The organism is Dissulfurispira sp. (genome assembly GCF_036745535.1).
GTDB lineage: Bacteria > Nitrospirota > Thermodesulfovibrionia > Thermodesulfovibrionales > Dissulfurispiraceae > Dissulfurispira.
Genome location: NZ_DAIOFX010000005.1, coordinates 1 through 13,690, shown reverse-complemented (window position 1 = coordinate 13,690; position 13,690 = coordinate 1). Strand labels below are relative to the sequence as shown.

The 13,690-nt window shown below is 45.5% G+C and carries 17 protein-coding genes; 14 read left to right on the top strand and 3 right to left on the bottom strand.

Features of this window, described 5'->3' with window-relative positions:
- The first annotated feature begins 40 nt into the window (after nucleotides 1-40).
- The 14 genes from V7L97_RS02230 (at nucleotide 41) to V7L97_RS02165 (ending at nucleotide 10,676) form a co-directional block, all read left to right on the top strand.
- Complete coding sequence (locus V7L97_RS02230) at nucleotides 41-1,387, top strand: methyl-accepting chemotaxis protein (RefSeq protein WP_333653046.1); 1,347 nt, start codon at nucleotides 41-43, stop codon at nucleotides 1,385-1,387.
- Nucleotides 1,388-1,401: 14 nt separating this feature from the next.
- Nucleotides 1,402-2,055 (top strand): hypothetical protein, encoded by a 654-nt coding sequence (locus V7L97_RS02225; RefSeq protein ID WP_333653043.1) that lies wholly within the window; start codon nucleotides 1,402-1,404, stop codon nucleotides 2,053-2,055.
- Nucleotides 2,025-2,402 (top strand): hypothetical protein, encoded by a 378-nt coding sequence (locus V7L97_RS02220; protein WP_333653040.1) that lies wholly within the window; start codon nucleotides 2,025-2,027, stop codon nucleotides 2,400-2,402. The genes V7L97_RS02225 and V7L97_RS02220 overlap by 31 nt, the downstream gene beginning before the upstream one ends.
- Nucleotides 2,399-3,883 carry a Ni/Fe hydrogenase subunit alpha gene (locus V7L97_RS02210; RefSeq protein WP_442891724.1) on the top strand — a complete coding sequence of 495 codons (1,485 nt, stop codon included), beginning with the start codon at nucleotides 2,399-2,401 and terminating at the stop codon, nucleotides 3,881-3,883. Before V7L97_RS02220 ends, V7L97_RS02210 begins: the two co-directional genes overlap by 4 nt.
- Nucleotides 3,883-4,389: a hydrogenase maturation protease gene (locus V7L97_RS02205; protein ID WP_333653034.1), complete on the top strand. Its 507-nt coding sequence runs from the start codon at nucleotides 3,883-3,885 to the stop codon at nucleotides 4,387-4,389. The genes V7L97_RS02210 and V7L97_RS02205 overlap by 1 nt, the downstream gene beginning before the upstream one ends.
- On the top strand, nucleotides 4,386-6,338 hold the full coding sequence (locus tag V7L97_RS02200) for a CoB--CoM heterodisulfide reductase iron-sulfur subunit A family protein (RefSeq protein WP_333653031.1): 1,953 nt from the start codon (nucleotides 4,386-4,388) through the stop codon (nucleotides 6,336-6,338). The genes V7L97_RS02205 and V7L97_RS02200 overlap by 4 nt, the downstream gene beginning before the upstream one ends.
- On the top strand, nucleotides 6,335-6,799 hold the full coding sequence (locus tag V7L97_RS02195; protein WP_333653029.1) for a hydrogenase iron-sulfur subunit: 465 nt from the start codon (nucleotides 6,335-6,337) through the stop codon (nucleotides 6,797-6,799). Before V7L97_RS02200 ends, V7L97_RS02195 begins: the two co-directional genes overlap by 4 nt.
- A gap of 56 nt (nucleotides 6,800-6,855) precedes the next feature.
- Nucleotides 6,856-7,077 carry a sulfurtransferase TusA family protein gene (locus tag V7L97_RS02190; protein ID WP_333653027.1) on the top strand — a complete coding sequence of 74 codons (222 nt, stop codon included), beginning with the start codon at nucleotides 6,856-6,858 and terminating at the stop codon, nucleotides 7,075-7,077.
- A gap of 262 nt (nucleotides 7,078-7,339) precedes the next feature.
- Nucleotides 7,340-8,155, top strand: coding sequence for an HD-GYP domain-containing protein (locus V7L97_RS02185; protein WP_333653024.1), 816 nt, complete (start codon nucleotides 7,340-7,342; stop codon nucleotides 8,153-8,155).
- A gap of 1 nt (nucleotide 8,156) precedes the next feature.
- On the top strand, nucleotides 8,157-8,480 hold the full coding sequence (locus V7L97_RS12820; protein WP_442891727.1) for an HD-GYP domain-containing protein: 324 nt from the start codon (nucleotides 8,157-8,159) through the stop codon (nucleotides 8,478-8,480).
- Nucleotides 8,481-8,541: 61 nt separating this feature from the next.
- A complete protein-coding gene (locus tag V7L97_RS02180) occupies nucleotides 8,542-8,919 on the top strand; it encodes a response regulator transcription factor (RefSeq protein WP_333653022.1) in 378 nt (125 codons plus the stop codon).
- Between the two features lie 3 nt (nucleotides 8,920-8,922).
- The gene (locus V7L97_RS02175; protein WP_333653020.1) at nucleotides 8,923-9,075 is read left to right on the top strand and encodes a hypothetical protein; all 153 of its coding nucleotides are present in this window, start codon (nucleotides 8,923-8,925) and stop codon (nucleotides 9,073-9,075) included.
- 23 nt (nucleotides 9,076-9,098) lie between these two features.
- On the top strand, nucleotides 9,099-10,493 hold the full coding sequence (locus V7L97_RS02170; RefSeq protein WP_333653018.1) for an ATP-binding protein: 1,395 nt from the start codon (nucleotides 9,099-9,101) through the stop codon (nucleotides 10,491-10,493).
- Nucleotides 10,494-10,508: 15 nt separating this feature from the next.
- The gene (locus V7L97_RS02165; RefSeq protein WP_333653017.1) at nucleotides 10,509-10,676 is read left to right on the top strand and encodes a hypothetical protein; all 168 of its coding nucleotides are present in this window, start codon (nucleotides 10,509-10,511) and stop codon (nucleotides 10,674-10,676) included.
- Nucleotides 10,677-11,326: 650 nt separating this feature from the next.
- On the opposite strand, the gene V7L97_RS02160 is transcribed toward V7L97_RS02165, so the two are convergent.
- The 3 genes from V7L97_RS02160 to V7L97_RS02150 all read right to left on the bottom strand — a co-directional run.
- Complete coding sequence (locus tag V7L97_RS02160) at nucleotides 11,327-12,208, bottom strand: class I SAM-dependent methyltransferase (protein WP_333653014.1); 882 nt, start codon at nucleotides 12,206-12,208, stop codon at nucleotides 11,327-11,329.
- A 407-nt stretch (nucleotides 12,209-12,615) separates the two neighbouring features.
- Nucleotides 12,616-13,071 (bottom strand): oligosaccharide flippase family protein, encoded by a 456-nt coding sequence (locus tag V7L97_RS02155; RefSeq protein ID WP_333653011.1) that lies wholly within the window; start codon nucleotides 13,069-13,071, stop codon nucleotides 12,616-12,618.
- On the bottom strand, nucleotides 13,065-13,690 hold a 626-nt coding region (locus tag V7L97_RS02150), incomplete at its 5' end, for an oligosaccharide flippase family protein (protein WP_333653008.1). The genes V7L97_RS02155 and V7L97_RS02150, both read right to left, overlap by 7 nt.

The following is a 13,690-nucleotide window of genomic DNA, read 5'->3' as shown; positions in this document are numbered from 1 at the left end:
GTCGGAAAATGTTAGCGCAGGCTGTTTAGTAGGAGAGAGCATGATATTTAATAAGATCTTTTCATTAAACCTTAAATTAAAGTTCGGGATTGGCTATCTGTTTATGACTATCACTCTTTTAATTCCCTTTATTATGACGTGGCATGCCGCTGAAACGGCGGTCGGAAAATACGAGTCTGCCTTGAAGACGCAGACATCGCAGAAAACTGCCGCTGAAATCTCGGCGCTGAGAGAAGAGTTTATCTCCGCAAAGAATCTGTCCATAACGGTAACGGTCGTTATTTTCACCGGTGCGATTGCGGTCTCATTCGGATTTTTGAATAATATATTTATTCGTCCCTTGAAAAATCTCCGCATCTTTGCCGGGCGTTTAGGCAGAGGCGATTTTTCTTATTCCGCGGAAGTGAAATACATGGATGAGATAGGCAGGATTACCCACGATCTTAACGAGTCCTCGGTAGCTATTAACGATTTTCTTAACTCGATAAGTCGTTATATTGACTTCCTGAAAAGCCGCGATATGACTCAGGTTGACAAGATCGTCGAAATAGCGTCCGGCGGCAGCGGGAAGGACGGCATTTATAAGTTTGCGTCCGAATTTGGAGAGGTTGTGAACCTGATAGCCTCGGATTTGAAGGTTGTCCAAAAATCTTTAATAAATACGTCTACGGAAGTGGCTTCCGTGATGGGTCAGATCAACGATCTCGGCGCATCAACCCACGGACAGGCCGGAGAACTTTCTCAATCCATGAGGTCTATAGAAGAAAACACGAGGACGATAAACCACATCGCGGGTGTCGGCGCGCAGACAAGGAGGAGCGTGGATAAGATTGTCGAAACCATAGGCGAAAGCGCCGGACAGATGGCGACGCTTTCGGATTCGATCCAAAAAATACAGGACAGCACAAAGCAGATAACCGGCATCATTACAGTCATAAAGGACATAGCGGAACAGACCAATCTGCTCGCCCTCAACGCTGCGATAGAAGCGGCGCGGGCCGGCGAACAGGGGAAGGGATTTGCCGTTGTCGCGGACGAGGTGCGAAAGCTGGCGGAAAAAGTAGCAAAGGCGACTCAGGACGTAGTAGGGCTTATCAAAGAGACCGAGGACAGGGTGGTCGCGGGAGTAGATATTGTGAATAAGTTCGTCAAAGCCAATTCCGCGCTGACAGATCAGACGGTCCAGATCAAATCCGCGATCGACAGCCTCGTTTCCGCGGTCGAGCAGCAGAGCGCTTCGATGGAGCAGCTTCAGTCTTCATTGCTGAAAATATCGCAGGGGTCCGAAAACATTACTGCAACGACCGGAGAGATAACCGAGACGGTGCTTAGAATGGTAGGCTCTATGGACGAGGCGTCGGAAATAATAAATTCATATAAGATATGAATGGGAGGGCGAACATGACGGAAAAACCTAAATTAGCTATGTATTGGGCGGCTGCCTGCGGCGGCTGCGAGATTTCTGTGACGAATCTTCACGAAAAGATACTCGATGTGGACGCCAATTTCGACTTTATGTTCTGTCCCTGCCTGCTCGATACGAAATATAAGGACATAGAGGCTATGCCGGACAAAAGCATTTTTATCACGCTTTTCAATGGGGCCATACGAACCGCCGAAAACGAGCACATGGCGCGTTTATTGAGAAAAAAATCCCAAATCCTGATAGCGTTCGGTTCATGCGCTTATGAGGGGTGCATCCCGGGCCTCGGCAACCTGTATTCAAGAGAAGATATTCTTAAAACCGTATATCTCGATAATCCTTCTATTGATAACCCTTCCGGCGTTATTCCAGCGCCAGAAAATAAAATGCCCGAAGGCGTAATTACCATACCCGAATTTTACGACAAGGTCAGAACCCTTGCGGACGTCGTGGATGCGGACTATTTTATTCCGGGATGCCCGCCCGAGCCTGAGCAGATATGGAATGTTGTGAGCGCGGTTATAGAGATCTTAAAAGAGGGCAAGTCTCTGCCTCCTCAAGGCGCAATACTGGGGGCGGGAAATTCATCCGTATGCGACGAGTGCGAACGAAAAAAAGAAGAAAAAAAATAGAGAGATTTTATAGGACGCACGAGATCATACCGGACAGGGAAAAATGTCTGCTCGAACAGGGAATAATCTGCATGGGCATAGCTACGAGAAACGGCTGCGGCGCTCTTTGCCCCAAGGTGAACATGCCCTGCACCGGCTGCTACGGCCCGCCCGAGGGAACGCTCGATCAGGGAGCTAAAATGGTGGGAGCGCTCGGCTCGATAATTGACATCGGAAATACAAAAGGCATGTCCGAGGAGGAGATTGACACAAAGATTGACGGAAAGATCAATGCCATACCGGATTTTGCCGGAACTTTTTATAAATACAGCCTACCCGGCTCGATATTAAAAGGGAGGATTAGATGAGTCGCATAACTATCGATCCAATCACAAGACTCGAAGGACACGGAAAGATCGAGATATTTCTTAATGACGAAGGAGACGTCGCAAACGCCTATTTTCAGGTTCCCGAATTAAGGGGATTCGAGCAGTTCTCTGTCGGCAGGCTCGCCGAAGACCTGCCTGTCATAATGAACAGGATCTGCGGGGTCTGACCCGAGGCGCATCACATGGCGTCCGTGAAGGCGCTTGACGGGGTTTTCGGAGTCAAACCGACATCTGCAGGAGCAAAAATTCGCGAGCTTGTTTACATGGCTTTTTTTATTACGGATCATGCAACGCATTTTTACGCGCTCGGAGGCCCGGATTTTATCGTAGGCCCGGACGCGCCTCCTTCGGAGAGAAATATACTCGGCGTTATCAGGAAAGTAGGGCTCGATATCGGAAAGCAGGTTATTAACTGCAGGTCGCGAAATCACCATGTGATTAAAATGCTCGGAGGCAGGGGCATACATCCCGCTGCAGGCCAGCCCGGAGGATGGAGCAAGCCTGTTTCGGAGGAAGAGCGCAGAGAGATAGAGCAGATAGCAAAAGACAATGTAGAGTTTTCGCTGTTCTCTCTTAAAGCCTTTAACGATATCGTTCTTAAAAACCCGGATTATCTAAATTTGGTGACATCCGATATTTATCTTCACAAGACTTACTACATGGGAACTGTTGACGATAAAAACCGGGTCAATTTTTATGACGGCATGATCCGCGTCGTTGACCCTGAAGGAAAGGAGTTTCTTAAATATCATCCTTCCGAATATACAACGCATATAGCTGAGCGCGTAGAGCCGTGGACATACCTGAAATATCCATATCTTAAAAAGGTCGGATGGAAGGGATTTGTTGACGGCATTGACAGCGGCGTATATTGCGCTACTCCTCTTGCGAGGCTTAACGTATCCGACAGCATGGCGACTCCAAAGGCACAGGAGCATTTCGAGAGATTTTTTGAAACATTCGGATGTAAAAAAATAAACGGCAGGTACCAGCCCGTTCATCACCGTCTCGCAACGCACTGGGCAAGGCTTATCGAGATGCTTTATGCCTCGGAGCATATGCTCGAGCTTGCAACCGACCCCGAGATCACATCGCCTGAAGTCAGAACAATACCCGAAAAGATACACGGAGAGGGCATAGGCTGCGTTGAGGCTCCGAGAGGAACCCTTACCCATCACTATATAACCGATGAAAAGGCCGTAATCAAAAAGGTGAATCTCGTAGTCGCCACGACAAATAACTATGCCTGTATGTCCATGTCTATAAAGAGAGCGGCAGAGAAGCTCATCCAAAAGGGCAAAATTATCGAAGAAGGAATACTTAACAGGATAGAGATGGCATTCAGGTTATACGATCCTTGTTTGTCATGCGCTACTCATTCCCTGCCGGGTAAAATGCCTATGATCGTTAATATACGCGGCAGTAATGGAGAGGTCTTAAAAACGTTAAGAAGGGATTAATGAAAAAAACAATAATCATAGGGCTTGGCAATCCGATACTGACCGACGACAGCGTTGGGATTAAGGTGGTCCGGTTATTAAAAGACCGTTTGAGCAGTTTAAACGGTTCAAACGGCTTGAACTGTTCTGTTGATGTGATCGAGCTTTATGCCGGAGGCATCAGGCTGATTGACGTCCTTGCCGGATATGACCGCGCTCTGATAGTGGACGCAATGGTAACCGGAGACCATGATTACGGGACTGTTCGTTTTTTTGCGGAGTCCGAACTTAGGAACACCAGAAACACCATATCCATGCACGATATAGATCTGCCCACGGCGCTTGAGATGGGCAGGATGCTCGGAATCAAAATGCCTTGGGATATAACAGTCCTCGGCATCGAGGCAAAGGACGTGGAGACATTTAGCGAAGATCTGACAGCCGAAGTGGCAAAGGCAGTGCCTGCGGCGGTCGCCAAAATAATTAACGACTTATCGAATAATTTACCTGTTAGGGGGCAGTTATGAAGATCGGCGTATATTTTTGCAATTGCGGCACGAACATTAAGGACAAGATCGATCCCGAAAGAGTGAGAGAAAAGACGCCTGCGGATGCGCATTTCAAAACGGTTGATTTCCTGTGCTCCGAGGACGGCAAGGCATTTTTAGAGAGCGATATAAAAGAAAACGGCGTAGAGCGCGTTGTCATTTCCGCGTGCTCTCCGAGGGAGCACGAGAATACGTTTATGCGCGTTTTGTCAAAGGCCGGAATAAACCCGTATCTCATGCAGATGGTCAATGCAAGGGAGCAGATCGCATGGGTGACGGACGATAAGGAAAAGGCCGTAAGCAAGGCGGCGCGATACATAAATGCCGCGATAAAAAGGATAGCTCTTCACGACCCTCTCGAAAAGAAAGAGATAGACGTAAGTCAGGATGCTCTTATTATAGGCGCCGGGCCTGCCGGGCTGAAGGCCGCGCTGAGCCTTGCAGAGGCAGGAAGAAAGGTAGTAATAGTCGAAAAAACTCCCGTTATCGGCGGCATGCCGGTAAGATACGAAGAGCTCTTCCCGAACATGGAATGCGGTCCGTGCATGCTCGAACCGCTGATGGGAGAGATCCTTCACGGAGAATATTCCGAAAATATCGAGCTCTTGACTCTTTCGGAGGTTGTGGAAGTAGTAGGCTCTTACGGCAACTTTACCGTAAAGATTAAACGGCGGCCGAGATGCGTTGATATTCATAAATGCATAGGATGCGCGGAGTGTATAGAACCCTGTCCCGTTTCCGCAAAGAACGAATTTAACTGCGGGCTTAATGAAAGGAAGGCCATATCGTTTCCTTTTGCGGGCGCTTTGCCGAACGCGCCGTTTATAGACGACGGCGTCTGTTTGAGAGCGAAAGGAGATGAGTGTAATCTCTGTAAAAACGCATGTCCCGTGGAGGATGCGATATTATTCGACGACAAGGAATCTGTAGTAGAAAGAAACGTGGGCGCGATCGTTATCGCAATCGGTTCGGATATATACGACTGCCGTAATATCCCTAATCTCGGCTTAGGCGCGATTGACGGCATTTATACCGCCGTAGAATTCGAGAGAATAATCGCCTCCAACGGTCCGACAGACGGAGAGATAAAGATGCCGGACGGCGAACCCCCAAAGTCCATCGCTATTATCCACTGCGTAGGCAGTCTCGACGAAAGGCACAAGGGGTATTGCTCCGGCATATGCTGCGGGTATGCGTTCAAGTTCAACCATATCATAAGCAAGAAACTTCCAGATGCAAAGATATATCACCTGTATAAAGAGCTGGTTATTCCGGGCAAAGAGGAGTTTTCGCTGTATCGCCGTGCTCAGGATAATATGAATTCATTTTTTATAAGATACAGAAATATTGACGACCTCGAGATTGCCGATCGGCAAGGCAAAAAGATTATCAGGAATAAGACGCTTCCTGCAGAGGCCGGAAGCATAGAGTCCGACATGGTCATACTCTGTCCTGCCGTGGTCCCCTCCGATAAATCGGCGGAGCTGAGCAGGATATTTGAAGCGCCTCTGGACAGGTTCGGTTTTTTTGAAGAGCTTCACAACAGGATGGATTCGGCGCAGAGCAAGATAAGGGGAATATATCTTGCCGGAACGTGCCAGTCTCCGATGGACATTCAAAAGGCGATGAATCAGGGAATGGCAGCGGCGGGCTATATACTTTCCGGTCTTGCCGCAGGCAGAAAATTAGAGATAAGCCCTGTTACGGCCGTAGTTGACGCGGACAGATGTTCAGGATGCGGGGTCTGCATAAGCGTATGCCCTTATAAGGCCATATCGTTCGATGCGGAGAAGGAGGTATCCGTCGTCAATGAAGTCCTTTGTCAGGGCTGCGGCACATGCGTTTCTGCCTGTCCGTCCGGAGTGATTAAAGGTAATCACTTTACGAATGAAGAAATATTGGCGGAGATAGCGGAGGTGCTGCAGTGAAGGCAGAAGTGAGAAGTCAGAAGTCAGAAGTCAGAAGTGAGGGAAGTTTTGAGCCTAAGATAGTCGGGTTTCTCTGCAACTGGTGCTCGTATGCGGGAGCGGACAAGGCAGGCACGGCTCAGAGCGCTTATCCGTCTAATATTAATGTTATAAGGGTCATGTGCAGCGGAAGGGTTGACCCGCAGTTTGTGATGAAGGCGTTTGAAAACGGGGCAGACGGTGTTATAATACTCGCGTGTCACCCCGGGGACTGTCATTACAAGGAAGGGAATTACAGGGCTGTTCAGAGATACCGTATGCTTTTAAGGCTTTTGGAGCAGATGGGCATCGTCAAAGAGAGATGCAGGTTCGATTATGTGTCCGCCGGAGAGGGAGATAAATTCGTAAAGATCATAACGGAAATGGTCGAGACAGTGAGAGGGCTTGGCCCTTTAAAAACGAAAACTGCTCAAACCGTTTAACCTGTTCAAACCGTTCAAACGGCTTGAACGGTATTTTAGACGAGGAGGGATGAGAAATGGCGGTTCAAACATTGGATGCAAGGGGTCTTAAATGTCCGCAGCCTACATTGAAAATAACTGCGATGGCGGTGAAAATGAAGGCCGGCGACGTTCTTGAGGTGACGGCGGATTGCCCGACATTTGAAAAAGACGTGCGCGACTGGTGCTCCCGCTCAAAAAAGATATTGCTATGGGTAAGGGACGAGGGCGGGGCAAAAAAGTGTCAGATACAGTTTTAGAGCGAACCTGCAACTCGAATAAGGGGAATAAATCTGGGACAGATAAGTCTGAGAAAAATACTACATAAAAAAGACGTTCTTCCGGTCATACGCGGCATTATAAACGCTATAGGCTCTTCCGTTACGATAGAATGATGAAGGCGGCGCTGCGCTGCTGACGGCCAATGAAGGAAGCGACGATACGGACAGATATCCGATCAGGGTATCCGGAGACATTATAGGATGGGCGACAGGCAGCGAAAAGATCGCGCCTGTCGCCTCGATGCTTTCATATGTCGCGGAAAAAGAGGCGGAGCGAAAAACGCTTGCGCATGAGACTTTAAACAAATATAAAGAAATAACCCTTTTGTATAACCTGTCCGAGAGAGTCTCCTCATGTCTCAATCTCGATGAAGCGGCGGCGCTGGCAGTAGACGAGGCTAAGAAATTCATAGAATGCAGCGGAGCGTCTTTAAGGCTCTTAAACGAGACGGGAGAATTAGATACTATCACGGCCTATGGCACGGAATGCAATGCCGACGCGCCGATAGCGATAGGCAGGGGAATAGAAGGAGGCATTTTTGCCGCAGGCAGGGCCGAGATAGTAAACGACGTGCCTGCCGATACGCGCCGCGCTGCCGGCGAAGCTAACGCAAGCTCGATGATATGCTCTCCGCTCAAGACAAAAGATAAGGTTATCGGAACCATTAAGGTAAGCAGCGGGATTCCGGTTAATTATACGGCGGAGCATCTTAAAATCCTTAACACTATCGCATCGCAGAGCGCCGCAGCCATAGAAAATGCGAGGCTCTATGACGAGCTGAAAGAGACTTTTTTCATGGCGGTCTCCACGCTTGCGGAGACCATAGAAAAGAGGGATCCTTATACCGGCGGCCATACAAAAAGGGTCATGGAATACAGCCTTGCGATAGGCAGGGCGCTTGCCCTGCCCGAAGAAGATATGACAAGGCTCAAGCTCTCCGCGATACTGCACGACGTGGGGAAGATAGGGGTGAGCGACAGCGTGCTGCTTAAACCCGGGAGGCTTACGGACGAAGAGTTCGACGAGATAAAAAAAGCATACGGTATACGGCGCTGAGATACTTAACCATATTAAGCAGTTTAAGGACATTATACCCGGCGTAAAGCAGCACCACGAAAAATACGACGGCAGGGGTTATCCTGACGGACTCAAAGGAGACGAGATAGATATCGCCGCCCGTATTATCGCGGTGGCGGATTCTTTCGACGCTATGACGTCCAACAGGCCTTACAGACAGGGATTGAGCCTCGATACGGCTTTTGAAGAGCTGCGAAAACACGCTGGCGCGCAGTTCGACCCCCAAGTCGTTTCCGCCTTTTTCACAGCCGACGTTATGGAGGCTTTTTTTGAAGGCAACTCTCGGGGGAAGCTTTTTATATAGAAATTTACCCCGTTAGAAGGACGAAGGTCTTCTAACGGGGTTTATAACGGAGGAGGAAGCGATGCATAAAATATTGATAGTGGACGACGAACCGCACATAAGGCTTCTTTTGGAGCAGACGCTCGAAGAGCTCGAAGACGAGGGCGTGGAGCTGCTCGGTTGCGACAACGGAGCGGACGCTCTCGATATGATAAAGAGCGAAAGGCCTAAGCTTGTATTCCTCGACGTCATGATGCCCAAAATGAGCGGATTTGACGTCTGCCATACAGTAAAAAACGACCTCGGAATGAAGGAGGTTTATATTATACTGCTGACGGCAAAAGGACAGGAATTCGATAAGCAGCGCGGAGCGGACGCCGGATGCGATATTTATATGACAAAACCGTTCAATCCCGACGAAGTTGTGGCAAAAGCCAGAGAGGTATTAGGGCTGCAATAACTTATGGACGAACAGAAACATAAGATCCTTCTGGCAGACGACGACATGTTCGCGAGAGAAATGCTGTCGGTAGTGCTCGAAGACAAGGGGTATGTCGCGAAAGACGCCGAGGATGGAAAGCCGCGCTTGAAAAATACATTGCCGATTCCTCCATAGATTTAATTATAACCGACATGAACATGCCCGAGATGGATGGGCTGCAATTGATAAGGGAGCTCCGCCGCAATACGCTTAACGTGCCGATTATAGTTCTGAGCAGCAATAAAGAGATAGATATAGTCCTTGACGCGCTGAACAGCGGCGCTGACGATTACCTTATCAAAGACGAGTTTATACAGGACACGATAGATATTACCGTAAAGAAGACGCTCGAAAAGCAGCATCTCCGTCGGGTCAATTTGCAGTTGATCGCCGATCTCTCGCGCAAGAAGGAAGACCTCGAAAACACCCTTTCGTATCTGACGGCTATTATTAACACCATGCCGGACGGTCTCTTGGTTACCGATGAGAGAGGCAAAATAACTCTTGCTAATCCGGCTATAATTTCGCTCTTTAATTTATCCGACAATGCGATCGTAGATAAAGATTATAGAGAGGTGTTTGGGGATCTGCTTACCGGACTTATTGATGAAAGCCGCAGAAACAGGGATGACGTCTGTCTTCTCGATATAGAGCTTCCTTCCGGCAGAATAGGCCGGGCGGTTGCCGCTTCCATAAAGAAACAGCACGCCGCGATAGACGCGGACGGCGGACATGTCGGATCGCTTGTTATAGTGCGCGATATTACTTTTGAAAAAGAAGTAGACAGGATGAAGAACGACTTTATTTCCGTTGTGTCTCACGAGCTCAGGACTCCGCTTACTTCTATAATAGGCTTTGCCAAGCTCATTAAAGATAGACTGGAGGACGTGCTTTTCCCTCGTATTGCCAAAGACGACGCAAAAGTCGGCAGGGCGATGGAGCAGGTAACCGGCAATATAGACATTATGATATCGGAAGGAATGCGTCTTTCATATCTGATTAACGACGTCCTCGATATAGCGAAAATGGAAGCTGGTAAAATGGACTGGAAAGAAGAGACCTTCAATGCGGCCGATATTATTCAACGGGCAATAGACGCTATGGCCCCGCTTTTTGCGCAAAAGAGGCTTAAATTGAAAACGGATATAATGGATTCTCTGCCGGATATTACCGGGGACAGAGATCGTTTGCTTCAAGTGCTCATAAACATTATTTCCAATGCCGTGAAATTTACGGACGACGGTTCGGTTACGGTGGGGGCGCGTATGGTTTCCGAAAAAGACGGTACGGGCGGCGATGATAAGCGCGTTATTGAAATAAGCGTTGCCGATACGGGCATCGGCATTGCGCCCGAGGATATGGAAAAAGTGTTTGAAAAATTCAAGCAGGTCGGCGAGACCCTTACAGGCAGGCCGAGAGGCACGGGTCTGGGGCTGTCGATCTGCAAACAGATAGTGGAGCATCACGGCGGAAGGATTTGTGTCGAAAGCAGGCTCGGCGCGGGCAGCCGATTTAAATTTACGCTGCCGGTAAGAGGAGTGAAATGCGTTTAAAGGGGGATTTGTAAAATGGGATCGGAAACCGTAAGAGATAAATTAAAGGCGCTAAGGGAGAGCTATATCAAGAGCCTGCCTTTAAAGCTGAACGATGCAGACGATATCTACGGCAGGATAAAGGATGGAGCGCACAGCGACGCCGATATTGCGAATATGCACAGACTCGTTCACAGTATATAAATAACACCATAATTGCATGAGACTTATTATAAATATTTTCTTTATTGAAATAACTTTTTGTTCTTTTCCTTCTAAATTTTGAATAATAACCCAAATAAAAGGCGAGAAGACCTATTATGGCTGCCAGAAGGGATAAATCAAAATATTTGCCACCTGAATAAAGGTGCCTTAGTGTAACAAGATCTTCATCTAATAGAATTAAAATAGGTTTTACGAAAAAGGCCATGAAATACAAGAACAGAAAGACATTAATGGCTTCGAAAACATCAATTTTTTTGGTGTGTAAACTTATTGCGATAGGAATAGAAATAAGTAGAAAAATGATACCGAGAAGAAAAATTCTAAAGTTGAAAAATAATTAGAACTGAACGATATGAAATATCCAATAAAAATAGCTAATAATGATGGTACAAGCAAAGAACTGATTTCCTTTCGTAAGTTTTTAATCATCTTCTATTTTCCTTAAAATGCCCACAATTGTGATATTAACAATAGTGATGACGGCGTGTAGATAATTAGAAAACTTAAAATAAGATGGCTAACCAACATAGATTTTCATTACCTTACTTCAAGTAAATTTCATGTGATGGCCTAACCCCGGGAAACCACTGTATATTCCTTTTTAAAATTCTGATTCTTTTATCTATTCACTATTTTCGCTTCCTTGCCAAGACTTCAATAACAGGTCCCCGTCCAATTAAAGCACCTACCTTATAAAGAATTTTTTTAACAAGTTGGCCTCCAACTCCAAATCTGGTGCTTTGAATTGGCATATCTTCGTTCAGAGTTCTAATATAAAGAATCTGAAATTGAGACCTTTCCAATATTTTAATTAAAGAGTCCTTTGTGAAAAAAAATGTGTGGTGTATAATTGGTCCTTTGTAAAAATTATACAACCGATTATACCACCATTTTCTCACCCTAGCTACTAAAAACATTAGCTGATCTAGTTCATTAGGAACTTCAATTAATATCAGCCCCTCCTCATGTAATATTTCCGATATCATCTTGATGGCACCACTTGGACTAGGAAGATGTTCAAGCACATGGTTCAAGGTAACAACGTCAAATCCCACCCCCCAAGTTCCTGCTACTTCTTCTAAATTTATATTCCTTATATCCAAGTTGAAATTTCTTCTGCCATAATCAGCAGCCCATTTTGAGAGTTCAATCCCATATACTTCCCAACCTCTATCCTTTCCAATCTTTAAGAAATGTCCCGTGCCACAGCCTATGTCCAAGAGTTTCCCTTTGCTCTTTAAGTGCCTCTCTATTAAGTTGTACTTATTTATATATTCCTTACCTTTTTGCTCAACTATTTTCAAATAATTCCAGTTAATGAGAGAATAATAATTCGAATCATAGTAAGTTTCATACTCCTTTTCTGTCATTCTTGGATTTTGATATACCAAACCACATCGAGTACACTGCACCACCTTAAAGGGAGAAGGTAATTTAAATTCCTCTACCCTATCCTGGAGGATACGTGACTCCCATGACCCACATAGATCACATGAAATATTTTCAGGCATGTCTAAGGACCTTTAATTATTACTATTTTGTTAACTATCTCTGTAATTATTGCTTTTTCTCGATGAGAGACTCCACCTGTAAAAAATAGGACAAAGAGATAAATTGCTATTCCAAATAGGCTTGTCCAAAGGATAGCTAACAGTCCATTCATCTTTAGCATATTACTTATACCATATATAGTAGCGAACTGTCCACACATACTTGATGCGACGATGTCTAAGATACATATTACTTATACCATATATAGTAGCGAACATTGCCAAGGAAGAGACTATCTGAGAGAAATTATCTTTAAGTTGAAAAGCCTGATAACCTGAACGGTGGGCAGTAAATACATAGAATGCAAATGAAACACCACCTACTGATGATAATGCCAAGATAGCGCCTTTTAAACCCCATATAGATATTAAAAAAAGTTTATAATAATGCTTACAATAGTAGTGTAAACTGCTATCTTCGCCACTATCCTCTGTTTATCGATGGCAAGTAATAAATGCATCGACATTCCCAATATAGCTGTTAGCAAAATATAAGGGGCCATTGCCTTAAGGCCCCAGGTCGCCTCTAAGTAGTTTTTTCCATAAATGAAAGCTATAATCTCTTCTGAAAGAAACAAAAAGATAACAAAACACGGTAAAACAATATTTAATAGCATTTTTGTACCAAAATGGTATAGATTTGTAATGCTGTCTTTATCAGAAGTTGCGAAGCGAGATACAATAGAAGGGTATATGCTCTGAATTAATACCGTGCAGATTAATATGGGAACCAAAGCTACCTTATAGGCTGATTGGAAAAGGCCTGCAGCAGTATTCCCCCAAAATGTAGTTAAGAGGACAGGAGGTATATACATACCTAACATGTGTTCGAAGCTGCAACCATAGCAACAGGGTAGGATTCTTTCCACAAATTGTTCATAAAGATTTTACTACCAGACAGTTTCAATCTGCCAAAGTTTTGAATATAAAAGAAAATAGCTGTAATTAATGAGATAATTCTTGCTATTAAAATAACGATGATTAACTCGTCTATACCATAACCTGCATTAAGTACCAGAAAGCCAAAGACCAACATTATCACCCTATCAATACCTAAGAATATAGGTTCATAGACCATTCGTTCCACACCACGAAAGATATAAGCTATATATACGGTAATACTTCTTAATACCTCAGACAAGGAAAGAATTAAAATCAGGAAGGCTTCTTCTCTTATACCAAAAATCAGAAATGAAGAGTTTGTTGTAATCACAAATATACCTGACATTATCAATCTCAAGGAAAATCCTGCGTTGATGTAATTATTCCTATTAGATTGGTTCTTGGCAACTGATTTTGCAATACCCAAGGAAGTACCCAAATCGGCTAAGAGCGAAAATAATAAGACGTATGATGTAACATATGTCAACCTCCCAAATCCTTCCACACCTAAAAGTCGTGCAGATAAAACATTAAAAAGAAAAAGAACCATTACTTCAAAGA

What these genes read in the sequence shown, in the direction of transcription:
- V7L97_RS02230 (WP_333653046.1), top strand. Translation starts at nt 41, where the DNA reads ATGATATTTAATAAGATCTTTTCATTAAACCTTAAATTAAAGTTCGGG.
- V7L97_RS02170 (WP_333653018.1), top strand. Translation starts at nt 9,099, where the DNA reads ATGCCCGAGATGGATGGGCTGCAATTGATAAGGGAGCTCCGCCGCAAT.
- V7L97_RS02225 (WP_333653043.1), top strand. Translation starts at nt 1,402, where the DNA reads ATGACGGAAAAACCTAAATTAGCTATGTATTGGGCGGCTGCCTGCGGC.
- V7L97_RS02160 (WP_333653014.1), bottom strand. Translation starts at nt 12,208, where the DNA reads ATGCCTGAAAATATTTCATGTGATCTATGTGGGTCATGGGAGTCACGT.
- V7L97_RS02190 (WP_333653027.1), top strand. Translation starts at nt 6,856, where the DNA reads ATGGCGGTTCAAACATTGGATGCAAGGGGTCTTAAATGTCCGCAGCCT.
- V7L97_RS02200 (WP_333653031.1), top strand. Translation starts at nt 4,386, where the DNA reads ATGAAGATCGGCGTATATTTTTGCAATTGCGGCACGAACATTAAGGAC.
- V7L97_RS02205 (WP_333653034.1), top strand. Translation starts at nt 3,883, where the DNA reads ATGAAAAAAACAATAATCATAGGGCTTGGCAATCCGATACTGACCGAC.
- V7L97_RS02165 (WP_333653017.1), top strand. Translation starts at nt 10,509, where the DNA reads ATGGGATCGGAAACCGTAAGAGATAAATTAAAGGCGCTAAGGGAGAGC.
- V7L97_RS02155 (WP_333653011.1), bottom strand. Translation starts at nt 13,071, where the DNA reads ATGTTAGGTATGTATATACCTCCTGTCCTCTTAACTACATTTTGGGGG.
- V7L97_RS02185 (WP_333653024.1), top strand. Translation starts at nt 7,340, where the DNA reads ATGCTTTCATATGTCGCGGAAAAAGAGGCGGAGCGAAAAACGCTTGCG.
- V7L97_RS02175 (WP_333653020.1), top strand. Translation starts at nt 8,923, where the DNA reads ATGGACGAACAGAAACATAAGATCCTTCTGGCAGACGACGACATGTTC.
- V7L97_RS02180 (WP_333653022.1), top strand. Translation starts at nt 8,542, where the DNA reads ATGCATAAAATATTGATAGTGGACGACGAACCGCACATAAGGCTTCTT.